Here is a 26,657-nt window from a genome sequence, read left to right as displayed (position 1 = left end):
CCTACTTCAATAATAATTCCTATTTTTGCAATCTAAATTGAATCTAAATAAGGCTTGAAAACTTTAGCACAGCTCAAAATCGGTCAAAAAGCACTAATACTTGATTTTAATATTGATAGTATTCCACTAAAATTGCTAGAAATGGGATGTCTCCCAGGCAATCATGTGGAACTCTTGCAGATAGCGCCGCTGGGTGATCCGCTCTATATCAATGTAAATGACAGCCATGTTGCAATTCGCAAGGAAACTGCCCATGCTATTACTGTTGAAGTCGTGAATGAAACCCTATGAGCCATCAAAATCTTAAAGTAGCCTTAATAGGCAATCCCAATACAGGAAAGACTTCTGTTTTTAATCAGCTTACCGGATTGAAACAGCAGGTAGGTAATTATCCTGGAATAACAGTTGAAAAGAAAATCGGCTACAGCAAGCTGACCGACAACTTAAAAGCCACAATTCTTGACTTACCTGGAACCTACAGCCTGAATGCCAGTTCGATTGACGAAAACGTCGTGATTGAACTGCTGCTCAATAAAAACGACTCCAATTATCCTGATGTTGCCGTTGTTGTTACGGAAGTCGAAAACTTAAAGCGCAACCTTTTGCTTTTCACTCAAATCAAGGATTTGGAAATTCCGACAATCTTAGCCATAAACATGTCGGATAGGATGGATTATAAAGGAATTGAACTTGATATTCCATATCTCGAAGAACAGCTAAAGACCAAAATTGCGCTGATTAGCTCCAGAAAAAATATCGGAATAGACAGCTTGAAAAAATTGATAGCCGATTATAAGAATATTTCTACCGAACCTTGCTTGAACGCTTCGAGCATAGACATCGATTATTTCGACAAGCTTCGTCGTGCGTTCCCAAAGGAATTGCTTTATAAATTGTGGCTTGTAATTACACAGGATGTGAATTTTGGGCATCTGCAACGAAACGAGATTGCTGAAAAATCGTTCGCAAAATCCAATTCCGAGCTCAAAAAAATGCAACAAAAGGAAACCATCAAAAGATATCAATTTATCAATGATGTCCTTAAAATCGGATACAAGATTGATACCACTAAGGCAAAAGGCATACGGGCAAAACTAGATAAGATTTTAGTCCACAAGGTTTTCGGATATGTGATATTTTTTGCCATACTGATGCTTATCTTCCAATCTGTTTTTTCTTGGTCGAGCATCCCAATGGATTTTATCGATGAAAGCTTTGCCAAATTAGGCACTTTTGCAAAGACAAATCTTCCGGCGGGCGTCCTGACTGACTTGATTTCCGAAGGTATTATTCCTGGAGTTGGAGGCGTCGTGATTTTCATTCCTCAAATTGCTTTTCTCTTCTTATTTATTTCTGTACTAGAAGAAAGCGGTTATATGAGCCGCGTAGTCTTTCTGATGGATAAAATCATGCGGAGGTTCGGACTTAGCGGAAAAAGTGTCGTGCCATTAATTTCGGGAACAGCCTGTGCCATCCCAGCGATTATGGCTGCAAGAAATATCGAGAATTGGAAAGAGAGACTGATAACAATTCTTATAACTCCTTTTACGACCTGCTCTGCTAGGTTGCCAGTATATGCTATCTTAATTTCCCTGATTATTCCAGAAAAGAGAATCTTAGGTTTTTTGAACTTGCAAGGACTGACGTTAATGGCCTTATATCTTTTAGGTTTTGGAATGGCTATATTTTCGGCTTATATTTTGAATAAAATCCTGAAAATAAAATCGAAATCCTATTTTGTAATTGAAATGCCCAACTACAGGCTGCCTTTGTTCAAAAACGTGGCAATCAATGTTCTTGAAAAGACAAAAGCATTTGTTTTTGGCGCCGGAAAAATCATCTTGGCGATATCGATCATTCTTTGGTTCCTTGGCTCTAACGGTTCGTCTGATGAATTTGCAAATGCAGAAACCATAGTCAAAAAAAGAATTGAACAGCAAGGATTGACGAGATTCAACCAGCATTATATTGACAATAAGTTGTCAGAACATTACGTAGCACTTAATGACAGCGTAACAAAAAACATTTATAAAATAAGCACTCAAGATATAGCCGATTCGCTTACTCATAAGAAACAAGAACTTTTCTTAAAACTGGAAAATCAAGAAATATCAAGCTATAAGCTAGAAAAATCCTATATCGGAGTTTTAGGAAAAACAATAGAACCGGTGATACGGCCTTTAGGCTATGATTGGAAAATTGGCATTGCCGTTATTACTTCTTTTGCTGCAAGAGAAGTGTTTATTGGCACTTTGGCTTCTATTTATAGCGTAGACAGCGAAGAAGAAGTCACGATAAAAAACAGAATGGAAGCAGAAATAAATCCTGTTAATGGCAAGAAAGTTTTCAATTTTGCTACTGGAATATCGCTTTTGCTATTCTATGCTTTTGCAATGCAATGTATCAGTACGTTAGCTATTACAAAAAAGGAAACCAATTCTTGGAAATGGCCTATAATACAGCTAGTATTCATGAGTGCTTTGGCGTATAGTGTTTCGCTAGTTGTTTACCAGATCTTAAAATAGCCACTAGAGTTTATAGTTTTATTAGCAATAGTCAAGGAGTTTAATTTTTAACTTTGCAAGATGAATATTCAAGAAATCATAGTGTACCTCTTAGTCGCAGGATCCATGGCTTTTCTTATCAAAAAATTCTTTTGGAAGAAGAAAAAGAAAGCAGGGAACTGTGGTAATGATAATTGTGGCTGCCACTAAAGCAGTTTCACAAAAAGATTGCTCGCTATTTTATTCGAAATTGTCAGCTCTTTTTTATCAACTCGGATTCTTAAAGACAAATCGAAGCTTTCTCTAGAAAGAAATTCGATTTTTGAGCCTAAGGCAATTTCCTGCTTGTCTAGGTATTTCAAAAATTCAGAAGACGTATCTTTCACTCCAACGCAGACGCCCACTTGGTTTTCTGACAATTCAGAAAGCAGTTGTTTTTCTATTTTCACGATTCTTCCTTCTCTGTCCGGAATTGGATCGCCGTGCGGATCTTCAGTAGGATTGTCTAAAAAATCATCCAGCTTGTTAATCAGTTTTTCTGATTTTATATGCTCCAGTTGTTCTGCGATGTCATGCACCTCATCCCAAGAAAAATCAAGCTTTTCTACCAAAAATACTTCCCAAAGACGGTGCTTTCTCACAATCATTTTTGCCGCAGATTTTCCGGCATCCGTCAAAGAAACACCTTGGTATTTTTTATAATTTACTAAGTCTTTTTCAGCCAATTTTTTCAGCATATCCGTAACCGATGATGCTTTGGTTTCCATTCTTTCAGCAATAGCATTTGTGCTGACTTCAGAATCTGAAGCTGTTGTAAGGTGATAGATTGTCTTTAGGTAATTTTCTTCTGAAAAAGTCATTATAAACTATTTAATTCGGGTATAAATTTACTTCTTTACAATAAATAAAGGAATGGATATTTTATGACGCAATTTGTCGACTGTCGTTCCAAAAATCAAATCCTTAAAACCAGTGTGCCCATGAGTTCCCATCACTAGAATATCAAAAGCTCCTTCATTAACAATAGCTGGGATTACATTATGAGGTTTACCGAATCCTAATTGGGTTTCGACCTTAAAGCCTTTTTGGGTAAGCATTTCTTCATATTGCTTGAGCAATTTCTCATCAATTGTCGTTTCATGATCCTTTATATTTTCTCCATACATCATTGCTCCTACGGTTTCAACCACATGAATCAGCGTGTATTTTGCCTCCATACCACCCAATTCAAAAGCATTATTTATGGCAGCCTCATCAGCTTCAGAAAAGTCAACCGAAATAGCAATATTTTTTTTGTCATAGGTAGCTGTTTCCGAAAACTTCAACACCAAATTATGAGGCGAATGGTTGTAATTCTTGGCTTTGGCCTTGGCAAAAAATGGTTTGAACACGATATATAAAAGCAGGGCCAAGAATCCAAAAGCTAAAGGAACAACCGTAAACCAAAGTACCAAAGGATTTTCTGAGCCTTCAAGCCAACCTGTAATTTCATCGTACACCAGTTTTGCATTTAGTGAAACAATGGTCGTCGCAATAATCCAAGACGCGATTTGAGTCAGCCTTCCGATATGGAAACCGTTCATTTTAGTTTTGTCGCTCACAAAATGAATCAGCGGAATAATCGCAAAACCTAATTGAAGGCTCAAAATTACTTGGCTTAAGATCAAAAGTTTTCCAGTGACTTGTTCTCCATAAATCAAAATGACAATAACGGCCGGTACAATAGCAATCAGACGTGTAATTATCCTTCTGACCCAAGGCTGGATTCTCAAATTCAAATAACCTTCCATTACGATTTGACCTGCCAAAGTTCCTGTAATCGTTGAACTTTGCCCAGCAGCGATTAAAGCAACTGCAAAAAGTATTGGAGCCCATTTTGTGCCCAAAAGCGGCTGTAAAAATTGATGTGCATCTTGGATTTCAGCAACATGAAACATACCGTTACGATAGAAAGTTGCTGCAGCCAGAATTAAGATAGCGGCATTAACAAAGAAAGCTAAGTTTAAGGCTATCGTAGAATCGATAAGATTGTATTTTAAAGCTTGCTTTATTCCTGCTTTGCTTCGGTCGAATTTTCTAGTCTGGACTAAAGAAGAATGCAGATAGAGATTGTGCGGCATTACTGTCGCACCAATAATTCCAATTGCAATATACAACGCCGCTTCGTTGGGTATTGATGGAATCAATCCCAATACGACTTTGTCAAGTTCTGGTTCCGCAAATATCATTTCAAAGACAAACGAAAAGCCAATTATTGCTACCAATGCGATGATAAAAGCTTCCATTTTCCGAATGCCTTTATTGATCAGAAAGAGCAAAAGAAAAGTGTCAAGAACTGTAATCAAGACGCCTTCGATGAGAGGAATATCAAACAAAAGATTAATTCCGATGGCCATTCCCAGTACTTCTGCCAAATCACAAGCTGCAATAGCAATCTCGGCCAAAAAATAAAGTATGTAATTTATAAAAGGAGAATACGTTTCTCTTGATGCCTGTGCTAAGTCACGTTGTGTCACGATGCCTAATCTCGCGCTCAAACTTTGCAAAAGCAACGCCATGATATTACTCATTAGCAATACCCAAAGCAACGTATAACCGAATTGGCTACCTCCAGCAATATCGGTTGCCCAATTTCCCGGATCCATATAACCAACGCTTATTAAGTAAGCAGGACCGAAAAAAGCTAATATTCTCCGAAATACCGACTTCTTGTTTTGAGTGGATACCGATTCATGTACCTCTTCTAATGATTTGCCCATACAATTAAGTTACTGATACAAATATAATTATTTTATTTGTTTAGTAAAATATAATTTTTAGTTTTGTCTAAAAATTAATTAACTTACATGAAAAATATAATTTTACTATTTCTAATAACTTGTTTTCAAAATAGTATTGCTCAAGAAAAAGGAAGTATTTCGGGAATGATAACTTCTGACGGAATTGCCATAACCGATGCCGATATAAAAATTCTAGGAACAAACTTTGGCACTTCTTCGGATAGCCTTGGTAATTATAAAATCGGAAATATTCCTGTTGGAAATCATAAAATCCAAGTTTCTTATGTTGGAAGTAAAACATTAAGAAAAAGCATATTCATCAAAAAAAATGAAAATACAATTGCAGATTTAGAACTCGAAAATGATAAAAATTCTCTTGACGAAGTCGTAATTAGCGGTACGCTTAAACCTGTAAGTCGTTTGGAAAGTCCTGTCCCTGTAGAAGTCTACAAGCCTTCTTATTTCAAGAAAAACCCGACCGCTAATATTTTTGAGGCGTTGCAAAATGTCAACGGTGTCCGCCCCCAATTGAACTGTAACATCTGCAATACGGGCGACATTCATATCAATGGGCTTGAAGGTCCTTACACTTTGGTATTAATCGACGGAATGCCGATAGTAAGCGGATTATCAACCGTTTACGGATTATCTGGGATTCCTAATTCATTATTAGAACGAATTGAAATCGTAAAAGGTCCTGCCTCCTCTTTATATGGAAGCGAGGCTGTTGGAGGATTAATTAATATCATCACCAAAAATCCATCTAGCGCTCCGAGATTTTCAGTTGACGGCTTCAGCAATTCTTGGGGAGAGGCGAATTTAGATTTGGGATTCAAAGGAAATATCGGGGAAAATTCATCTGTTTTGCTTGGCGTAAACTATTTCAATTACAATAATCCAACCGATAATAACCATGATAATTTTACCGATGTGACACTGCAGCATCGTATTTCTGTTTTCCAAAAGTGGAATTTCGGAAGAAAAAGCAACAAATTGTTTTCACTTGCCGGACGCTATTTTTATGAAGATCGCTGGGGCGGTGAAATGCAGTGGGAGAAAAAATACCGCGGCGGAAGCGAGGTATATGGCGAAAGCATTTATACCGAAAGATATGAAATATTAGGAGCCTACGAACTCCCTATTGAAGAGAAAATGTTGTTATCTTTTTCTTATACGGATCACGATCAAAATTCGGTTTATGGAAATACGCCTTATATGGCCCAGCAGCGAATAGGTTTCGGGCAACTGACATGGGATAAAAAAATTTCCAATCATGATTTGCTTTTCGGAACAGCTGTCCGCTACCAATTTTATAACGACAATACTCCGGCAACTTCTACCGCAGACAAGACATGGATTCCAAGTATTTTTGCACAAGACGAAATACGCTTTAATGAAAAACATAGCGTTTTGCTCGGTGCCAGATACGATTACAACAGCGAGCACGGATCGATTTTCACGCCTCGTTTTGCTTATAAATTTAAAGCAACAGACAACGACATTATCCGCCTAAATGCTGGAACAGGTTTCCGTGTTGTAAATCTATTTACCGAAGAACACGCTGCCTTGACCGGTTCGAGAGAGGTGATTGTGGAAGAAGAGTTAAAACCCGAAAGGTCTTATAACGCCAACTTAAATTACCTGAAAAAGATTTATACAAGCAACGGAACGTATATCGGCATTGAAACTGCGGCTTGGTATACCTATTTCACCAACTCGATTATTCCCGATTATGATACCGATCCGAACAAGATTATCTATAAAAACTTAGATGGCTTTGCAGTAACCACGGGAATCAGTACCAATATCGACGTTGTTTTTCAAAACGGACTGAAATTAATCCTAGGTGCAACCTATATGGATGTGTCAAAAACCGAAAATGACATCAAGACACGACAGATGTTGACAGAAAAATTCTCAGGAACTTGGGCTATTTCTTATCGAATCCCAAAATTCTTCCTCGACATCGATTATACTGGAAACATTTACGGTCCGATGCGACTGCCGCTTCTTGGCGAATTAGACCCGAGAAAAGAATATTCGCCAACATGGAGCATACAAAACATTCAATTTACCTATAATAAGATAAAAAATGTCGAAATTTATATGGGCATCAAAAACTTGCTAAACTGGACGCCAAACAAAGGCAATCCCTTTATTATTGCAAGAGCCAACGATCCTTTTGATGAAAATGTGCAATATGGCCCGCAAGGAAATGTGCTGCCTACGCCTGACAATCCGTACGCCTTAACTTTCGACCCAAGTTATGTGTATGGCCCAAATCAAGGAATCCGAAGCTTTTTTGGAATACGATATACTTTAAAGTAAAAAATTTCCGATTCGAATTATGAAAAAACTGCTCTTAATTGTGTTGATACTGATGGCAAACGAAAGTTTTGCCCAGCTAAAAACGCATACTTTCGAGCAAGTCGAAGAAATGTCGAAAACAAATCCAAAACCTTTCATAATTTTCATCCATACCGATTGGTGTAAATTCTGCAAAACGATGGAAAACACTACATTTAAGAACAAAGCCATAATCAACAAACTGAATCAAGACTTCTATTTTATTTCCTTCAATGCTGAAGAAAAAAGAGACATCATTTTCAAGGAAAATACATTTAAATTCAAACCAAAAGGAAATAACTCCGGAATTCATGAACTCGCCACTATTTTAGGAGATAAAAACGGAAATGTGGTTTATCCGACAATCACTATTCTCAATCACGATTATTCAATAGTAGCACAGCTGCAGTCTTATATCGGCCCTAAAGAACTGTTGCAGATTCTAAGCAAAATCCAGTAAAATATTCTCTATTTTTGAATTATGAAAAAGTACGATTACATTTTTGCGGGAGCAGGACTATCAGCCTTGATGACAGTCTATCAAATAGTACTTTCTAGAAAATTCAAAGACAAGAAAATCTTACTTTTAGATTCCGATTCCAAGAAAAACAACGACCGGACTTGGTGTTTTTGGGAAACTCCAGACGGAGACTACGAAAATCTCGTCAGCAAAAAATGGAACATCGCTGTTTTTTCAGATCAAAATTATGCTCGAGATTTAGACTTGAGTCCGTATCAATACAAAATGATTCACGGATTGGATTTCTACAATTTTGTTTTTAATCGTATTTCTAAAGAAAAAAACATTGAGTTTTCCAATCAAAAAGTCATCAACTTTAAAGAAAAGAACAACGAAGTTATTGTAACGACCGAAATCGAAACCTACCATTGCGACAAGCTTTTCAATAGTATTTTAAATGCTCAAGAAATTTTGTCACAACAAAAATATCCCTACTTGCAACAGCATTTTATTGGTTGGAAAATAAAAACCCAAGAACTCGTTTTTAATCCCGAAAAAGCCACTTTTATGGATTTTTCTGTTGCCCAGAAAGGAAACACGCGATTTATGTATGTCCTGCCTTTTTCCGAAACGGAAGCTTTGATTGAGTATACCTTATTCTCGAAAGACCTTCTCCCTGAAAAAGAATATGAAGACGAAATCAAAAAGTATCTTGAAAAATTACGGATTACGAATTACGAAGTGATTGAAAAAGAGCGAGGCGCTATTCCGATGACAAGCTATCCTTTTTGGAAAAATAATACGCAAAACATCCTCAACATCGGATCGGCAGGCGGATGGACAAAAGCAAGCACGGGTTATACGTTCAAAAATGCGTCAAAAAAATCCAGAGCTCTAGTTTCTTTTTTATTGAAAGAAAACGACTTTAGAAAATTCCATAGAAAAGACAAATTTTGGTTTTATGATTTGTTGCTTTTGGATATACTGAACACAAAAAACCATCTCGGAAGTTCCATCTTTTCCTCTTTGTTCAAAAAAGGAAATCCGACTCTTATTTTTAAATTCCTAGACGAAGAAACTTCACTTTATGAAGATATAAAAGTCATTTTAAAATGTCCGACAAAACCCTTCCTTCAAGCTTTGTGCAACAGGATTTGGAATATGAAATAAGACTATGAAACTATAACAAATCTTTATGCCCGAATTTTTTACTGCATATCAAAACTTTGTAACTTTGTAGCTTAAAACTTTAAACTAAAAAAGTCATGTATCCAGAAGAAATGGTAAAACCTATGCGCGCTGAATTGTCAGATGCAGGTTTTGAAGAATTATATAGTGCCGGTGCCGTTGAAAATGCAATTGGAAAACCAGGTACCACATTGGTAGTCGTAAACTCAGTTTGCGGATGTGCAGCAAGAAACGCACGTCCGGGAGCAAAAATGAGCTTGGACGGAAGCAAAAAACCAGACCATCTAGTGACTGTTTTTGCTGGAGTAGATAAAGAAGCAGTTGACGCAGCACGCGGATTTATGTTTCCTTTTCCTCCATCCTCTCCAAGTATGGCGCTTTTCAAAGATGGCGAATTGGTTCACATGTTAGAACGTCACCATATTGAAGGCCGTCCGGCTGAAATGATTGCTGAAAACTTAAAAGACGCTTATACAGAATTCTGCTAAAAATCTTTAAAATCTTTTATTTCAACCCTTTCAGAGTTTAAAACTCTGAAAGGGTTCTTTTTTAAACATGACAAATGTCATTTTCGATTCTTGAATAAAAGCTTTATTTTTGCCGCAGATTCAATAAGAATCAACATAATTTCTCACTTAAACCGTTTATAGCATGCAACTGTACAACACTTTAAGCGCAGAAGAAAGAGCGGCTCTCATTGACGAAGCCGGCAAACAGCGACTCACGCTGTCATTCTATGCGTATGCCAAAATTGAAGATCCAAAAAAATTTCGTGACGATTTATTTATAGCTTGGAATGAGCTTGATGCCTTAGGCCGAACTTATGTTGCCAAAGAAGGAATCAATGCCCAAATGTCTGTTCCTGCCGAAAATTTTGAAGCTTTCAGAGAAACATTAGAACAATATGATTTCATGAAAGACATACGCCTAAATGTAGCCGTGGAACATGACGACCATTCTTTCTTGAAATTGACCGTTAAAGTTCGCGATAAGATTGTAGCAGACGGATTGAATGATGATACTTTTGACGTGACCAACATTGGCGTACACCTAAAAGCCAAAGAGTTCAATCAGATTTTAGAAGATCCAAACACGATTGTCGTTGATTTTAGAAATCACTACGAAAGCGAAATCGGCCATTTTAAAGGAGCCATTACGCCCGATGTAGAAACATTTCGCGAATCCTTGCCAATAATTAACGAACAATTAAAAGATTTCAAAGAAGATAAAAATCTGGTCATGTATTGTACCGGAGGAATTCGTTGTGAAAAAGCTTCTGCCTATTTCAAGCACCAAGGCTTTAAAAATGTATTCCAGCTCGAAGGCGGTATTATTAATTATGCCAAACAAATCAAGGAAGAAAACATAGAGAGCAAATTTGTCGGAAAGAATTTCGTTTTCGACCATAGATTGGGCGAACGCATTACAGATGACATTATTTCCCAATGCCACCAATGCGGAAAACCATGCGACAATCACACCAATTGCGAAAACGAAGGCTGTCATTTACTATTCATCCAATGTGATGAATGTAAAGCTGTCATGGAAAACTGCTGTTCTACAGAATGCCAAGAAATCATTCACATGTCGCTAGCAGAGCAAGTAATATTGCGTCGTGGTGTGAAAAATGGAAACATGATTTTTAGAAAAGGAAAATCTGAAAAATTAAAATTCAAACATTCCGGAGAGTTATCAGACATTGCTTTGGCAAAAGCTGACAATAGCGCCACCGAAGTCGTTAAGCCAAAAGATATCCGACAAAAAATCAAAATAAAGAAAGCTTTGATTGGAAAGGCAGAGCATTATTTTGTAAAATCCGAAATCGGACAATTCTTGATTGAAAGCAACGAGTTAAAAATCAACGACAGAATTATTATTTCTGGACCGTCGACAGGAAATCAAGAATTACAGATAACTAAAATGTTTGTCAATGGTGCGGAAGGAACAATTGCAAAACCTGGAGACAAAATAACCCTAACGCTCCCATTTAGAATTCGCCTTTCGGATAAGCTGTATAAAATTCTAGACTAAAAATATTTTTACTTTATTTACGTTAAAACCTATTCCACAGTCATGGAATAGGTTTTGTTTTTTCATTGACTGGCAACAAGTTACAAGCTTTGCATCATTAAAAGTAAAAATGCTATCTTTACGCACAAAACATTTTACGAATTTTAAGTTGCGTTAATCGCGACATCTATATAAAATTATGGCCTGTACAAGTTGTTCAACGTCTGATGGCAGTGCGCCAAAGGGCTGTCAAAATAAAGGGACTTGCGGCACCGACAGCTGCAACAAGTTAACAGTATTCGACTGGCTGTCTAACATGAGCCTTCCTAACGGAGAAGCTCCTTTTGATTGTGTCGAAGTACGTTTCAAAAACGGAAGAAAAGAATTTTACCGAAACGCCGAAAAACTTACACTAAGCATTGGAGACATTGTCGCTACTGAAGCTTCTCCTGGACACGATGTGGGAATTGTAACATTGACCGGAGAATTGGTAAAAATTCAAATGAAGAAAAAAGCGGTAAATCATACCAGCAATGAAATACCGAAAATTTACCGAAAAGCATCTCAAAAAGATATTGATATTTGGTCTGAAGCCCGTGCAAAAGAAGAACCGATGAAAGTTCGCGCGCGCGAATTGGCTATCGCTCAAAAACTAGAAATGAAAATTTCGGATATCGAATTTCAAGGCGATGGTTCAAAAGCAACTTTTTATTATACAGCAAACGACCGTGTCGATTTTAGGATGTTAATTAAAGATTTCGCAAGAGAATTCAGCACTAGGATTGAAATGAAACAAGTCGGTTTCCGTCAAGAAGCGGCCCGTTTGGGAGGAATCGGATCCTGCGGAAGAGAACTTTGCTGTTCGACTTGGCTGACCGATTTCAGAAGCGTAAATACATCAGCAGCAAGATACCAGCAACTATCATTGAATCCTCAAAAACTAGCTGGTCAGTGCGGGAAATTGAAATGTTGCTTGAATTACGAGCTCGATACTTACATGGATGCCTTGCAACATTTTCCTGATTTCGACACCAAATTGGTGACCGAAAAAGGAGATGCCATCTGCCAGAAACAAGACATTTTCAAAGGGCTGATGTGGTTCGCCTATACCAATAATTTTGCCAATTGGCATGTACTGAAAGTAGACCAGGTAAATGAAATTATTGCTGAAAATAAACAGAAAAAGCGCGTTTCTTCGTTAGAAGACTATGCTCTTGAAGTAACTCAAGAACCAGAAAAAGATTTCAACAATGCGATGGGTCAGGAAAGCTTGACGCGTTTTGACCAGCCAAAGAAAAAGAAAAGGCCAAACAAAAAACGCAAACCAGCGGCAGCAGGAGAAAACACAGCAACTGAAAAACCGGCTGGAGAAAATAAAAATCCAAACGCAAATCAGAATAGAAATAACAACCCGAACAGAAACAATCAAAAAAACAGGCCTCCTAGACCTGCAAATGAAAAAAAACCGGATAACAAAATAACACCTGTCAAAAAAAATGAGCCTAAAAAATAGCCTTCTTTTTGTTTTCACAGTACTGCTTTTGGTTTCCTGCGATAAAAAAAGAGTCTTTGACCAATACAAATCGCTTGGAAGAACATGGCATAAAGACAGCATTGCTTACTTTACCTATAACAATCAAGACACCACTAAAGCCTATGATCTGTTTGTGAACCTGCGTTCCAATAACGATTATCCTTTCAACAATATCTTTTTGATTGTGGCTATGGAAGCTCCGGGCGGCTTGACAAAAGTAGACACTCTTGAATACCAGATGGCAAATCCAGATGGTACTTTGCTAGGCAGCGGCTTTTCTGATATTAAAGAAAGTAAGCTTTATTTTAAGGAAAAATATAAATTCCAATCCGTTGGAGATTATAAGATTGGAATTCAGCAAGCGGTACGCCAGACTGGAAAAGTAGCAGGAGTACAAGAGTTGGCAGGAGTAACAGAAGTCGGCTTTAGAGTAGAAAAATTAGATTAAAAAGTTATGGCAACTAAAAAAAATAACAGCACACAAGTTAAAGATATAGCATACTACAACAGAAAATTCTGGAAGATATTTCTGTATGGGACTGGAGGAGTAATCCTATTTTTCCTTTTTGCTTCTTGGGGTCTTTTCGGTTCTATGCCTTCCTTTGAAGAACTTGAAAACCCAGAATCTAACTTGGCAACCGAAGTTATTTCTTCTGACGGAGAAACCATCGGTAAATTTTACAACGAAAACAGAACAGCGATAAAATATTCTGACCTGCCAAAACACTTGGTAGATGCTTTGGTTGCTACAGAGGACGAACGATTCTATGACCACTCAGGAATCGATGCCAGAGGAACTCTAAGAGCTGTCACTAGCCTAGGTACAAGTGGCGGAGCCAGTACAATTTCTCAGCAGTTAGCAAAATTGCTTTTCCATGGTGAAGGCTCACGATTCTTGCCATTCAGGATGGTTCAAAAAGTAAAAGAATGGATTATCGCAACTCGCTTAGAAAGACAATATACCAAACAAGAAATCATCGCCATGTATTTCAACAAGGCCGATTTCGTCAATAATGCCGTGGGAATACGTTCTGCTGCAAAAGTATACTTCGGAAAAGAACCTCGCGATTTAAAAATTGAGGAAGGTGCTGTTTTGGTAGGAATGCTAAAAAACCCTTCTCTTTTCAATCCGATCAAAGAAAAAAGAAAAGAACTTGTCTTCAAAAGAAGAAACACGGTTTTAGGACAAATGGTTAAAAACGGCTTCCTAGAAGAAGCGGCAAAAGAATCTTTGTCTAAAAAGCCTTTGGTTCTTGACTATCACCCAGAAAGCCATAACGAAGGAATTGCGACTTATTTCAGGGAATACCTTCGTGATTTCATGAAAACTTGGGCAAAAGACAATCCAAAAAAGGATGGTACTGAATATGACATTTATCGCGATGGACTAAAAATCTACACGACTATCGATTCTAGAATGCAATTGTATGCTGAAGAAGCCGTAGATGCTCATTTAGCAAACCTTCAAAAAGAATTTTTCAAGCAAGCCAAAACAAACAAAAACGCACCATTCATCAAGCTGTCCGATGCCGAAACCGAAAAATTAATGGATCGGGCTAGAAAAGCTTCCGAAAGATGGAGACAGATGAGCAGCCAAGGAAAAAGCGAAAGTGAAATCCTAAAATCGTTCAGCGTTAAGACCGACATGACTGTATTTACCTGGAAAGGTGAAAGAGATACAATCATGACGCCTAACGATTCTATCCGATACTACAAGCATTTTCTTCAGACTGGAGTTATGGCTATGGAGCCAAGAACTGGCCATGTAAAAGCTTGGGTTGGCGGTATCAACTACAAACATTTCCAATACGATCACGTTGGACAAGGCGCAAGACAAGTCGGATCTACATTTAAGCCTTTTGTATATGCCGCTGCAATTGAACAGCAAGGATATTCTCCATGCGATTCTATTATTGATGCTCCGTATACCATTCCAAAAGGAAGACATAATGTAACTGAAACATGGACGCCTCGAAATTCCAACGGAACCTATAAAGGAATGGTAACCTTAAAATATGCATTAGCACAATCCATCAATACCGTTTCTGCTAAATTGATAGACAAAGTCGGTCCTGATGCTGTAATCGATTTGGTGAAAAAATTAGGCGTGAAATCAAACATACCTTCACAACCTTCTATCGCTCTAGGAGCTGTAGAAATTACAGTAGAAGATATGGTAGCAGCCTACAGTACTTTTGCCAACCAAGGTGTGTACATAAAGCCTCAAGTAATCACAAGAATAGAAGATAAGAATGGCGTAATCCTTTACGAAACTGTTCCAGAATCTCACGATGTACTGAACAAAGACATTGCTTATGCAGTAATCAAACTTCTAGAAGGTGTTACCGAATCCGGTTCTGGAGGACGTTTGAGAACAGACGGTGGCGGTTTTGGTTATGAAATGATGACCGGCTATCCGTATGTATTGAGAAACCCGATTGCTGGAAAAACAGGAACTACTCAAAACCAATCAGACGGTTGGTTTGTAGGAATGGTTCCGAATTTAGCGACAGGCGTTTGGGTTGGGAATGAAGACCGTTCTGCCCACTTCAAAAGCATTACCTATGGACAAGGTGCCGTAATGGCTTTGCCAATCTGGGGATTATTCATGAAAAAATGCTACGCAGACAAAGAACTGAACGTTTCTAAAGAACCTTTTGAAAGGCCAGCGAACCTTTCTATCAAAGTAGATTGCTGGAAACCACCCGTAAAAGACACGACAGCTGTCGACCAAGAAGAACAAAATACAGACGAATTTGATTTTTAATAGAAACGCCTTTTTTAAGGCGTTTTTTTATATATTTATCGTCCAAAACAAACATTCATTATATGATTAATAAAAAAGTCGCATCTGTTGCCGATGCACTGAAAGATATTCAAAATGGGCAGACTATCATGCTTGGCGGTTTCGGTCTGTGCGGCATCCCAGAAAATAGCATCGCAGAATTAGTAAAACTTGAAGTAACGGATCTGACTTGTATTTCAAACAATGCAGGAGTCGATGACTTTGGATTAGGATTATTGCTTCAAAAACGCCAGATAAAAAAGATGATTTCTTCGTATGTAGGAGAAAATGCTGAATTCGAACGCCAGATGCTTTCTGGAGAATTAGACGTAGAATTGACTCCTCAAGGAACTTTAGCGGAAAAATGCCGTGCGGCACAAGCCGGAATTCCTGCCTTTTTTACGCCTGCTGGTTATGGAACCGAAGTAGCGGAAGGAAAAGAAGCGCGTGAATTCAACGGAAAAATGCACATCATGGAAGAAGCCTTCAAAGCCGATTTTTCAATCGTAAAAGCTTGGAAAGGCGATGAAGCTGGCAACCTCATCTTTAAAGGAACGGCAAGAAATTTTAATGCTTGCATGGCCGGAGCTGCAAAAATTACAATCGCCGAAGTAGAGGAATTAGTTCCAGCTGGCGTACTTGATCCGAACCAAATTCACATTCCGGGAATCATGGTGCAGCGCATCTTCCAAGGCGAAAAATTTGAGAAAAGAATTGAACAACGAACCGTAAGACAAAAAAACTAATTATGGCACTTAGTAAAGAAGATATTGCAAAACGAATCGCCAAAGAAGTAAAAGACAAATATTTCGTCAATCTTGGAATCGGTATCCCAACTTTGGTTGCCAATTATGTTAGAGAAGATATTTCCGTAGAATTCCAAAGCGAAAACGGAGTGCTTGGAATGGGCCCTTTCCCGTTTGAAGGTGAAGAAGATGCCGATGTTATCAACGCAGGAAAACAAACCATTACAACGCTTCCCGGCGCCAGTTTTTTCGATTCTGCCTTTAGCTTCGGAATGATTCGTAGCCAAAAAGTAGACTTGACAATTCTTGGAGCAATGGAAGTTGCCGAAAACGGTGATATCGCCAACTGGAAAATTCCAGGCAAAATGGTCAAAGGAATGGGCGGTGCTATGGATTTAGTAGCCTCTGCTGAAAACATTATCGTAGCGATGATGCACGTGAACAAAGCAGGAGAATCAAAACTTCTAAAAAGATGTTCTTTACCTTTGACAGGCGTTGGCTGCGTGAAAAAAGTAGTAACTGAATTAGCCGTTTTAGAAATCGTTCCTGAAGGTTTTAAGCTTTTAGAAAGAGCGCCTGGCGTTTCGGTTGAAGACATCAAAAGAGCAACAGAAGGAAATCTGATTATTGAAGGAACTATTCCGGAAATGATTATCGATTAAATTCTTCATAAATTTAAAAAAGCCGCAAATCAAACTGCGGCTTTTTCTATTATTGTTTATGATATTCGTCAAAAGTAAATTTCTCTGTCCGATACACCTTTCCTTTTTCAGATAACTGGTTTTTTTTCCACTTCCCGTTTTCAAAATTATAACGGGCAGAATCCGAATAAGAAACGACCAATCTGTCAATCGTGTCTTTGACGGTTTCGTCAGGAGAAACATCTACGGTTTTTACCACAAAAGACGTTATCGGATTAGTTTTAAAATCAGGCGTAAACTCGGAATCAACTCCATAACCGCTGTCCCACATGGAATCCCATTGCGAAACCAGCTGAATGCCATCTTCTCCTAAAAAGAACAGAAATTGCGTGTGAGTATAGCCACAAGCCGCAATGCCATTATCACAATGAACAAATCGCTTGTCAGTATTCGCTTGCTTTGAATCGGTCATGAATTCTTGATTGATACTCCACTCGGCTCCTTCTTCTCTTCCAAAATCAATTCTGACAGGGTGTGAATAAACTTTCTTTGCATTCTTGAAAAAATCAATGGCAAAAAAAGCAGTACCGATACTGTCTTTATCATAAGTTCTTTTCAATTCTGTAATTACAACTTTGTCTGCGGAGATATTGCTTCCTATAGCATCTAACATCAACGAGTCTTTTTTCAAGGAAGTAATTTCAGTTATAGGAATAGTTTCCGGTTCTGTCTGGACAGCAATTTCTTCTGTTTCCGTTTTTTTATCAGAACAGGAAAGGCATGCGAAAAAAAGCAAGCTCAGGATGTATTTCATAGAATTCGTCTTTTAATTTCCTTTCGGTATGGCCGCAATTAATTTTTTCGTGTATTCTTTCTGTGGATTTTCATATAGGACATCTGCATCGGCCATTTCTTCAATCTTGCCTTTGCTCATGACCAAAACCTGATCTGACATGTATTTTACAACAGCCAAGTCATGTGAAATAAAGATATAAGTAAATCCGAAATTTTCTTTCAGCTCATTCAAAAGATTCAACACTTGCGCTTGAACCGAAATGTCTAAAGCAGAAACTGACTCGTCACAGACAATTAATTTTGGCTGAAGGGCAATCGTTCTGGCAATTCCAATTCGCTGTCGCTGTCCTCCAGAAAATTCATGCGGATACCGATCAAAATACTCTTCGCCTAATCCTACTCTTTCTAAAATCTCGATGGTTTTTGCTTTGCGCTCTGTATCATTTTTATACAACTTATGGACTTTCATCGGTTCCATAATGGCTTTACCAACAGGAATTCTAGGATTTAAAGACGAATACGGATCTTGAAAGATAATCTGGATTTCCTTTCTCAGCGCCCGGATATCTTTTTTGGAAAGTTTCATAATATCGACACCTCTGTAAAAAATCTGGCCTGCTGTTGCTTTATCTAATTGCAGAATGGCATTTCCTAGAGTCGATTTTCCGCATCCCGATTCGCCGACAAGTCCCAGTGTCTCGCCTTCGTAAATCTTAAAACTGACATCATTCACGGCTTTAAAACCGATTCTTTTTCCAAACAATCCTGCCGTAGAAAAATATTCTTTTTCGACATTTTTTACTTCGAGAATCGGAATTTGGCTATATAATTTCTCATGTTCCTTTTTTCGCTTGTCGGCAGTAATAATTTCTAGGTTCACGGAATTTTCCAGATAATCTTTTATGGTGGGAAGCCTTTTCAGACGAACATTCAAAGAAGGCCTAGAACTCACTAAAGCTTTTGTATAGATATGCTGCGGGTTATGAAAAACATCCGACGCATCGCCTTGCTCAACGATTTCTCCTTTATACATGACCAAAACGCGGTTGGCAATTTCAGAAACTAACGCCAAATCGTGCGAAATAAACATAATGCTCATCCCTGTTTCTTGTTGGATATCTTTCAGTAATTGGATAATTTCTTTCTGTACGGTTACGTCTAAAGCCGTTGTAGGCTCATCCGCAATAAGGATTTTGGGCTTGCAGGCAATCGCCATCGCTATCATAACACGCTGTTTCTGTCCGCCAGAAATTTGGTGCGGATAGCTTTCATAAATTTTCTCTGGGTTGGGAAGCTTTACCTTTTCGAACAGCGCAAGCGTTTCTTTTTTTATTTCCTTTTTAGAAAGTCGGGTATGCTGCAGCAGCATTTCTTCTACTTGAAAGCCGCATTTTAAGGAAGGATTCAACGAACTCATTGGTTCTTGAAAAATCATGGAAATCTCCTTGCCTCTCAAATTTCGCAGTTTCTCTTTTGAGAGCTGTGCTATGTTTTTGCCTTGAAAAAGTATCTCTCCATTAGAAATTTTAGAAATATTTTTAGGAAGCAGTCCCATAACGGCAAGAGAAGAAACTGATTTCCCAGAGCCCGATTCTCCGACAATTCCTAAAATCTCATTGCTTTCTAAAACGTAGCTTATAGAATTGATGATGGGCTTAAAGATTCCTTCTTTTTTAAAAAAAATTTCTAAGCTGTTAACTTCTAACAATGGCTGTTTTTTCATGTGTATAAAAATAGCAAAAACGATTGTACATAAAAATAAAACCTTCGTTCCTTTTTGGACGTATATATTTTATGATTCTTTTATAAAACATTGGTATTTCTTACATATTTCGTTTAATATGTTTGTTTTCAGTGCTATTTGAAATAAAATTTTCAAAACATTATTGAATATGAGACAATTCGCTATATTTGAAAAAATTTTAAAAACCCTTAAAACGCACCCCAAGTGATAAAAAATTCCACTTCCTATTTTAAAATAGGTGCTCTGTTATTTTTATTTGCTATTTCCTCTATAGGTTTTGCACAAGATAAACATGACATTGAGCAGATTACAAAAAATTACGACTTAAAAAAGCTTAAGGAGCTTGAAGAAAAGTACCGCGAACAAGCGATAATTGAGAAAGAACATGCCTTAAAGGTTGCGAAATCAAAAAACTGGCCTGAGTTTTTTAAAAATGAAAATGGCACGGTTGACGAATTGATGAAAGTAACGCCTGATGGATTTCCTATTTATTATTCGCTAAACAATGTTGCCGCGGCACGGTCGACAAGAACTAACTTTTTAAATACTGGTGGTGCTCTTGGCCTTAATTTGGACGGACAAGGAATGACAGCCCGTGTTTGGGACGGAGGAAAAGTTAGAGCTTCGCACCGTGAATTTCAAGGTAGGATTACTGTTGAAGATGCTATGGCTGGCGCAACAGGAAATAATTTCCATGCTACCCACGTTACAGGTACGATTGCAGCAGCGGGAATCAGTGCGAATGCAAAAGGAATGGCTACTCAAGCACAAGTAAGGACTTTCAACTGGACTAATGACCAAAGCGAAGCGCTTGCAGAAATCCAATTAGGAATGCTTCTTTCTAACCATTCTTACGGGGTTCCGATTGTGAATCCGAATAGTGGAGAGTTCGCTCCGGATTGGTACATTGGAGGCTATACGGCCGACACAAGAGCTTGGGATGAAATTGCTTACAATGCTCCCTACTACTTAATGGTTGCTTCGGCAGGAAATAACGGAAACGATGAAAATCCTTTTGCTTTAGCTTTTGGATATGACAAGCTAACGGGGAATAAAACAGCTAAAAACAATCTTGTCGTTGCAAACGCACAAGATGCTGTTATTGTTGCCGCAACCGGCAATTTGTCAAGCGTTGCGATTAATTCTAGCAGCAGCCAAGGTCCTACTGACGATTTTAGAATAAAACCAGATATTACTGGAAACGGTACAGGTTTATTTTCAACTTTTGAAACATCGGATTCGGCCTATGGAACTCTTTCTGGAACTTCTATGGCTTCTCCAAACGTTACAGGAACACTATTGCTTTTACAACAATATTATAGAATAAAGAACAATCGTTTCATGAGAGCGGCTACCTTAAAAGCATTGGCTTGCCATACGGCAGATGACGCTGGTAATCCAGGTCCAGATGCTGTTTTTGGATGGGGATTGCTGAATGCTAAAAAAGCGGCTGAAACAATTACAGCAAACGGATTAGGCAGTGTAATTTCTGAAGAAAAACTACAACAAGGACAAACGTTTACAATGACCGTAAATTCAAACGGTGTAGATCCATTGCAGGCAACTATTGTTTGGACAGATGTTCCCGGAACTCCAAACAACAATGGAATTGCAAACGACCCAACACCAGCACTTGTAAATGACTTGGATATCCGAATTACAAAAGGAGCTTCAACGTATTTCCCATGGAAATTACTAGCTGATCCTTCTGCAAATGCGGTAAACAATGGCGATAACAATGTTGATAATGTCGAAAAAGTAAATGTTTCTGGAGCTTCAGGAACGTATACTATAACTGTGACGCACAAAGGAACATTACAATTAGGTCCTCAAAATTTCTCTCTTGTTGTAACAGGAGTAACTTCAACATTTGCGTTGACTTCCCTTTCGGAAGACCAGACAATATGCAGTACTAATACAGCAACCTATAATTTCAGATATACAACTACAACTGCCCAAAGTACTGCTTTTTCAGTAGTGGATCTTCCTGCTGGAGCTACTGCTAACTTAAGCACTTCTTCTTCTTCAGTAAATGGAGATGTTTCTATGGTAATTTCTAATCTTCAAAATGTTGCTCCTGGTGAGTATACTATTGGACTTAAAGGTACTCGTGGGGCTGAAACTGAAACTAAATATGTTGTCTTAAGAGTTTACAATACAAATTTCCAAAATACGGTGCTTTTAACGCCAACAAATAACAAAGCTGGTCTAGCTACTGCGTTTGAGTTAAAGTGGGAAGCATCTGTTAATGCTGAATCTTATATCGTACAAGTCGCAACAGATAGCAACTTCGCTAATCTGATCCTAAATTTAGAAACTACAGACACATTCTATGCTTTAAGCGACCTTACTACAGAATCAGAGTATTTTTGGAGAGTAATGCAAAAAAACAGATGCGGCCAAGCTGCTACTAGCACTGCATTCAATTTCAAGACTGGAGTCCTAACGTGCAATAATATTTTTACTGCTACTGATTTTTCTCAGGCTGCTATTGCAGATGTTGAAGATTCTCAAGGTTCTGTACCAATTACCGTAACCGGCGGCATGACTGTTGGAAGCCTTACAGCCACTATCAATATCACGCATACATATATCGAAGATATGACCATCTATCTGGAAGGACCAGAAGCAATCGGCTCTCCTATTATTAAATTATTCCAAGAGCCTTGCGGTGATAATGATAATATTTCAGCCACTTTAAGCGATGCTGGAAGTGCTTTTTCATGCCGTACTACTTCCCCTTCAATCATCGGAACAGTACAGCCTTATGAAGCTTTGAGTAATTTCAACAACCTGCCCGCAGACGGAGTATGGACATTGTATGCCGTTGATCCTTATGAAGGCGATGGAGGTGCAATTACAGCATTCAGCCTTAATTTCTGCAATGTTGTTGTTTCTAACCTTAGCGTTGGTAACAATGAATTGCTAAATGTTTCTGTGTATCCGAATCCTACAAAAGGTATCTTGAATGTAAGATTACCTCAAAATTCTGAGAAAACTACTTTATACTTGAACGACATCCAAGGAAGAAGAATTCTTACGAAAGAAACTGCCAATACGGATGAAGTTTTAAATATTGAAAACTTATCGGATGGAGTCTACATCCTTTCTATCCAAAATGGAAGTCTGAAAACGACTAAAAAAATTGTCTTGAACAGATAATCCATTTTCAGATATAAATCACTGATAATTAGTCCCGATTGCAAAAAAAGCAATCGGGATTTTTATTTTAAACAGCCCAGCTTCTTTATTCTAAAAAAGTTTTGGCACGCAAATTGGATAAGGCTAAATAACCTTACTTTTTAAGGTTCGAAAAAGCTGAAAATCGCAAGAGTAGGCAGGAACTCAATTATCTTGATTATGAAAAGAATTACTCTCTTAGTGGCTAGTATTTTAGTACTTGGAAACACAGCGAATGCAGAAGTAACTCAACTTTTTGGCGAAAAAAGTTTTATTACAAATTTTAACGATGAGCCAATAACATTTATTGAAAGGGGAATTGCCTTTTATGTTTTTCCTGATGGCCAATTCGATTTTAATACAGAACCAACTGTTGGCGACGGTGACCTATATTATAAAAACGGCAAAAGAAGCTCAAGTGCCAATGTAAATAACACTTATGGTGCTCCAGGCGTAAGACGTCCAGCACAAGGCATCCGAATAGAACATGACAGCCAAGGCAGGATTAGACGTATCGGAAACGTGTTTATAAATTATGACGCTCAAGATCGAATTAAAAGAATCGGTTCTGTATATATGACTTATAATCGTTATGCTTTGTCTCAAGTCGGTGGCCTCCAACTTATCTACAGTCGTAATGGACAAATAATAGATACTGTCGGAAGCGTTAAAGGAAATGCTTACGCAGGAAACACAGGAAGTTCTTATTACTACGGAAGCAGCAGTAATTATGGAAACAATAGCAATGACAACTATTATTATAAAACGAACGGAACAAATCCTTCTAAAAAATAAAATGCTTGAAAAAGAAAAATGCCTTGAAATTTCAAGGCATTTTTTATTTAGATATGTATTATTTCTTCTTCAATAAGCAAATCTTCGCGTCTCAATCGCAGAAAAATCTGTGCTACAGCAATGACATCTTTTTCGCAATATGTAATAATCCGATCAATGTCTTTTTCTACATAATACACATGTCCGACATCGCTTCCGCTGATATCGTCTTTCGGCGAGGGAATATTTAAAACGTTAGTCAGCAGCTTTAAAGAAGTATAATGCTTGAAATCGCCAAACTTCCACATTTCTAAAGTGTCCAAATGAGGAACTTCCCAAGGCTTTTTCCCGAAAAGATTTAGCTTGTTCGGAATTCTTATCTGATTGATAATCATTCTTCTTGCAATAAAAGGAAAGTCAAACTCTTTAGCATTATGCCCGCACATGATATGCTGCGGCTTGTCAAAGTGATTATCTAGCAGGTTGCTGAAATCTCGGAGTATCTTCTTCTCTTCTCCAAAAAAGGAGGTAACTCTGAAATGACGGATATCACTTTTAAAAGTAAAATACCCGACCGAAATGCATACTATTTTACCAAATTCGGCCCAAATTCCAGCTCTATCATAAAATTCTTCCGCGGTAAATTGTTCTTTTCGCTGGTATTGCGTCTTTTGGTCAAATAATTCTTTTTTTTCCTCGTCTAAGGCATTAAAGGCTTCTTCTTCTGGAACAGTTTCAATATCCAGAAAAAGAATGTTTTCTAGGCTAATTTTGTCTATCATGGCGTATCATTTTATAAGTTTCGTCTATATATACATAAAAATCGTTTCTGTGGAAATTGCCGTCTGCTCTTTCATCGCGCTCGCGTCCCAGTCTCACAATAATTAAATCATCGTCTGGTATTACAATTACATATTGTCCCAAATGTCCTTGCATGTAGTAAAGCGGCTTATTGAGATGATCGCTGATCCACCAACCATAACCGTACATCGGTGCATCTGAGAATCTAGGAGTTACGCATTGCTGCACAAAAGCCGAATCTAAAATTTGTTTTCCGTTCCATTTGCCGTGCTGCTTGTATAATTTCCCGAAGCGAGCAAAATCTCTAGCATTGCTTGCGATACAGCAATAAGCTTTCTCAATTCCGTTTGGATTATCGAGCTGCCAGAGCGCTTCATTCTCGGCTCCGAGCGGCTTCCAAAAGTGTTCAGAAACATAATTGGCCAAATGCTCGCCTGTCGCTTTTTCAATTATCATGGAAAGCAATTGTGTATTACCACTCAAATATTTAAATTCTTTACCCGGTTCTTCGACCACTTTTAGACCGAGAATAACATCCGTGAGGTTATCATCAAAATAGGCTCTGGTAGTAATTGAAAAAGGACTGTAATAGGATTCGTCCCAATCCAATCCAGAAGACATTGACGACAAATCGCCAACCGTCATCTTATCGCCAAATTTTCCTGAAAATTCTGGAAAAAAATCCGTCACTTTTTGATCTAAGCTTTTAATTTTCCCTTGCATGATAGCTTTTCCCAACGCAGCCGTTACGATACTTTTAGCCATCGAGAAGGAATTTGATTTTGTGTCTTTATCATATCCGTCGTAATAGCTTTCGTACCAAATACTGTCATTTTTGATAATCATGAATGCTACCGTCTTGAATTTCTTGTTTGTTTCTTCAAGTTCATCCGTTGGTTTTGCCTTATTATATTCTTTGCTGATGGCCCAAGGCTGACCGATTCCTTTCTGTATTTCACGGTTTGGAAATTCTACATAATCTTCAAGAAAGGCTGTCTTTTCTCCGTTCAGATACGTAATCCTTACAGCACGGATCAGATAACTGAGATCAAAAATATACAGCAGAAGAATCAGCAGGGCAAAAACAACCAGAAACCACAAAAGGAATTTTCTCAGAAATCTCATACGTATCTTATTTAGAATAAACTTTGCTGTTTGACAGGATTTTCATGATCCAGAAGCCATTTTTTTCGCCACAATCCTCCGGCATATCCTGTGAGCGAACCATCTGAACCGATGACACGGTGACAAGGAACTACAATCCAAAGCGGATTTCTTCCGTTAGCAGAAGCTACGGCACGAATGGCCTTGACATCGCCAAGGCGGATGGAAAATTCTTGATAAGATAACGTCTTCCCGTATGGAATTTCAAGAAGTCCTTTCCATACTTTTTTCTGGAAATCAGTTCCTGATGGATTTAGTTGGAAGGTAAAATCGTTTCTTTTTCCGTCAAAGTAATCTTGTAGCTGGGTTACGGCTTCTTGAAGTTCGTGAGGGATATCGTCAGACAGTGGCTTTCCTTCATCAAATGCCGTAATACTGGAAATTCCGTTTTCATCGCCGCAAATTTCAGCAATTCCGAGTGGTGTTTTGATGTAGGCTTGTAGCATGGAAAAGTGTTTAAAATCTAAAGTTATGAAAAAAAACTTTCCGATTTAAAATAGGCCGCGAAAGCTTCTTAATTTTCCATGACCAATTTGAAACCGATCCTAGGAATATTTTCAATAGTGACCTTGTCTTCGTCTTTAAAAATCTTTCTAAGACGCGAGATAAAGACATCTAGGCTTCTGCCCATAAAATAATCGTCATCGCCCCATAGCGAAGTGAGGATTTTTTCACGTTTCAAGATTTCATTCTTGTTATCTAAAAATAATTTCAGCAAAGCAGATTCGCGTTCGGTCAGATTTATTTTGTCTGTATTTCTTGTCAGGCAATAATCATTTGGATGAAACTGAAAGCTTCCTATCTCATAGCTTTTTTGTACTTGTAAAGGCGCTTTAGAGCTTCTTTTTAGAAAAACTTCAATCTTTAGGCTCAATTCTTCCAAGCTGAATGGCTTGACTAAAAAATCATCGGCTCCTAATTTTAATCCTCTAATTCGGTCTTCTTTTAGCGATTTCGCAGAAAGAAATAGAATCGGAATTTCAGCATTTGAGTTTCTTATTTCTTGCGCAATTTCAAAGCCGTCTTTTTTTGGAAGCATGACATCCAAAATACATAAGTCGTAGTTTTTTTTATGGAAATTTTTTATGGCTTCAACACCATCTGAAAAATGCGTAATGTCGTAAAACTGCTCTAAATAATCTATAGTCAGAAACGCCAAGGTAGCGTCATCTTCGACATAAAAAATTTTGCTTTTTTCCATAGTG

General features: G+C 38.0%; 23 protein-coding genes. 15 read left to right on the top strand and 8 right to left on the bottom strand.

Annotation, left to right across the window (positions count from 1 at the left end; all coding sequences use genetic code 11):
* Positions 1–54: 54 nt before the first annotated feature.
* The 3 genes from GGR22_RS07890 to GGR22_RS07880 are packed head-to-tail and all read left to right on the top strand — an operon-like array spanning position 55 to position 2,714.
* Entirely contained in the window at positions 55–291 is a 237-nt protein-coding gene (locus GGR22_RS07890) for a FeoA family protein (protein ID WP_121375807.1), read from the top strand.
* Positions 288–2,525 carry a ferrous iron transport protein B gene (feoB, locus tag GGR22_RS07885; protein WP_182493201.1) on the top strand — a complete coding sequence of 746 codons (2,238 nt, stop codon included), beginning with the start codon at positions 288–290 and terminating at the stop codon, positions 2,523–2,525. The genes GGR22_RS07890 and feoB overlap by 4 nt, the downstream gene beginning before the upstream one ends.
* A gap of 60 nt (positions 2,526–2,585) precedes the next feature.
* Positions 2,586–2,714: a FeoB-associated Cys-rich membrane protein gene (locus GGR22_RS07880; RefSeq protein ID WP_182493200.1), complete on the top strand. Its 129-nt coding sequence runs from the start codon at positions 2,586–2,588 to the stop codon at positions 2,712–2,714.
* Here GGR22_RS07880 and GGR22_RS07875 read toward each other — a convergent pair.
* Together GGR22_RS07875 and GGR22_RS07870 are read right to left on the bottom strand one after the other, a co-directional pair.
* A complete protein-coding gene (locus GGR22_RS07875; protein WP_182493199.1) occupies positions 2,711–3,364 on the bottom strand; it encodes a metal-dependent transcriptional regulator in 654 nt (217 codons plus the stop codon). The two genes, GGR22_RS07880 and GGR22_RS07875, sit on opposite strands and share 4 nt — an antisense overlap.
* 27 nt (positions 3,365–3,391) lie before the next feature.
* Positions 3,392–5,263, bottom strand: coding sequence for an Nramp family divalent metal transporter (locus tag GGR22_RS07870; RefSeq protein ID WP_182493198.1), 1,872 nt, complete (start codon positions 5,261–5,263; stop codon positions 3,392–3,394).
* Between the two features lie 87 nt (positions 5,264–5,350).
* Here GGR22_RS07870 and GGR22_RS07865 point away from each other — a divergent pair, with 87 nt between their 5' ends.
* From GGR22_RS07865 to GGR22_RS07820, 10 genes are all read left to right on the top strand, one after another.
* Complete coding sequence (locus GGR22_RS07865; protein ID WP_182493197.1) at positions 5,351–7,612, top strand: TonB-dependent receptor; 2,262 nt, start codon at positions 5,351–5,353, stop codon at positions 7,610–7,612.
* Positions 7,613–7,631: 19 nt separating this feature from the next.
* Positions 7,632–8,090: a thioredoxin family protein gene (locus tag GGR22_RS07860; protein ID WP_182493196.1), complete on the top strand. Its 459-nt coding sequence runs from the start codon at positions 7,632–7,634 to the stop codon at positions 8,088–8,090.
* A gap of 21 nt (positions 8,091–8,111) precedes the next feature.
* Positions 8,112–9,260 carry a lycopene cyclase family protein gene (locus GGR22_RS07855; RefSeq protein WP_182493195.1) on the top strand — a complete coding sequence of 383 codons (1,149 nt, stop codon included), beginning with the start codon at positions 8,112–8,114 and terminating at the stop codon, positions 9,258–9,260.
* A gap of 95 nt (positions 9,261–9,355) precedes the next feature.
* A complete protein-coding gene (locus GGR22_RS07850) occupies positions 9,356–9,766 on the top strand; it encodes a BrxA/BrxB family bacilliredoxin (protein WP_121375799.1) in 411 nt (136 codons plus the stop codon).
* A gap of 163 nt (positions 9,767–9,929) precedes the next feature.
* Positions 9,930–11,309 (top strand): oxygen-dependent tRNA uridine(34) hydroxylase TrhO, encoded by a 1,380-nt coding sequence (gene trhO / locus GGR22_RS07845; protein WP_182493194.1) that lies wholly within the window; start codon positions 9,930–9,932, stop codon positions 11,307–11,309.
* A 178-nt stretch (positions 11,310–11,487) separates the two neighbouring features.
* On the top strand, positions 11,488–12,801 hold the full coding sequence (locus GGR22_RS07840) for a PSP1 domain-containing protein (protein WP_182493193.1): 1,314 nt from the start codon (positions 11,488–11,490) through the stop codon (positions 12,799–12,801).
* A complete protein-coding gene (locus GGR22_RS07835) occupies positions 12,785–13,270 on the top strand; it encodes a gliding motility lipoprotein GldH (RefSeq protein WP_182493192.1) in 486 nt (161 codons plus the stop codon). The genes GGR22_RS07840 and GGR22_RS07835 overlap by 17 nt, the downstream gene beginning before the upstream one ends.
* Positions 13,271–13,276: 6 nt before the next feature.
* Entirely contained in the window at positions 13,277–15,589 is a 2,313-nt protein-coding gene (locus GGR22_RS07830; protein WP_182493191.1) for a penicillin-binding protein 1A, read from the top strand.
* Positions 15,590–15,651: 62 nt separating this feature from the next.
* Positions 15,652–16,353: a CoA transferase subunit A gene (locus tag GGR22_RS07825; RefSeq protein ID WP_182493190.1), complete on the top strand. Its 702-nt coding sequence runs from the start codon at positions 15,652–15,654 to the stop codon at positions 16,351–16,353.
* Between the two features lie 2 nt (positions 16,354–16,355).
* Positions 16,356–17,015: a 3-oxoacid CoA-transferase subunit B gene (locus GGR22_RS07820; protein WP_182493189.1), complete on the top strand. Its 660-nt coding sequence runs from the start codon at positions 16,356–16,358 to the stop codon at positions 17,013–17,015.
* A gap of 49 nt (positions 17,016–17,064) precedes the next feature.
* Here the strand turns inward: GGR22_RS07820 and GGR22_RS07815 are convergent, their stop codons facing one another.
* Together GGR22_RS07815 and GGR22_RS07810 are read right to left on the bottom strand one after the other, a co-directional pair.
* Positions 17,065–17,808, bottom strand: a complete 744-nt coding sequence (locus tag GGR22_RS07815; RefSeq protein WP_182493188.1) for a hypothetical protein — start codon at positions 17,806–17,808, stop codon at positions 17,065–17,067.
* Positions 17,809–17,820: 12 nt separating this feature from the next.
* Positions 17,821–19,512 (bottom strand): ABC transporter ATP-binding protein, encoded by a 1,692-nt coding sequence (locus tag GGR22_RS07810; RefSeq protein ID WP_182493187.1) that lies wholly within the window; start codon positions 19,510–19,512, stop codon positions 17,821–17,823.
* 225 nt (positions 19,513–19,737) lie between these two features.
* On the opposite strand from GGR22_RS07810, the gene GGR22_RS07805 reads away from it, so the two are divergent.
* Together GGR22_RS07805 and GGR22_RS07800 are read left to right on the top strand one after the other, a co-directional pair.
* Positions 19,738–22,695, top strand: a complete 2,958-nt coding sequence (locus tag GGR22_RS07805; RefSeq protein WP_182493186.1) for a S8 family serine peptidase — start codon at positions 19,738–19,740, stop codon at positions 22,693–22,695.
* Positions 22,696–22,893: 198 nt separating this feature from the next.
* Complete coding sequence (locus GGR22_RS07800) at positions 22,894–23,508, top strand: hypothetical protein (RefSeq protein ID WP_182493185.1); 615 nt, start codon at positions 22,894–22,896, stop codon at positions 23,506–23,508.
* A 47-nt stretch (positions 23,509–23,555) separates the two neighbouring features.
* Here the strand turns inward: GGR22_RS07800 and GGR22_RS07795 are convergent, their stop codons facing one another.
* From GGR22_RS07795 to GGR22_RS07780, 4 genes are all read right to left on the bottom strand, one after another.
* Entirely contained in the window at positions 23,556–24,269 is a 714-nt protein-coding gene (locus tag GGR22_RS07795) for a 3'-5' exonuclease (RefSeq protein WP_182493184.1), read from the bottom strand.
* Positions 24,253–25,413, bottom strand: coding sequence for a serine hydrolase domain-containing protein (locus GGR22_RS07790; RefSeq protein ID WP_182493183.1), 1,161 nt, complete (start codon positions 25,411–25,413; stop codon positions 24,253–24,255). The genes GGR22_RS07795 and GGR22_RS07790 overlap by 17 nt, the downstream gene beginning before the upstream one ends.
* Before the next feature lie 11 nt (positions 25,414–25,424).
* Positions 25,425–25,898, bottom strand: coding sequence for a methylated-DNA--[protein]-cysteine S-methyltransferase (locus GGR22_RS07785; protein WP_182493182.1), 474 nt, complete (start codon positions 25,896–25,898; stop codon positions 25,425–25,427).
* A 68-nt stretch (positions 25,899–25,966) separates the two neighbouring features.
* The gene (locus GGR22_RS07780; RefSeq protein WP_182493181.1) at positions 25,967–26,653 is read right to left on the bottom strand and encodes a response regulator transcription factor; all 687 of its coding nucleotides are present in this window, start codon (positions 26,651–26,653) and stop codon (positions 25,967–25,969) included.
* Positions 26,654–26,657 lie beyond the last annotated feature (4 nt).

Origin of the sequence: Flavobacterium gossypii (genome assembly GCF_014138495.1) — a bacterium.
Lineage (GTDB): Bacteria > Bacteroidota > Bacteroidia > Flavobacteriales > Flavobacteriaceae > Flavobacterium > Flavobacterium endophyticum.
This window is presented reverse-complemented; position numbering and strand designations above follow the sequence as displayed.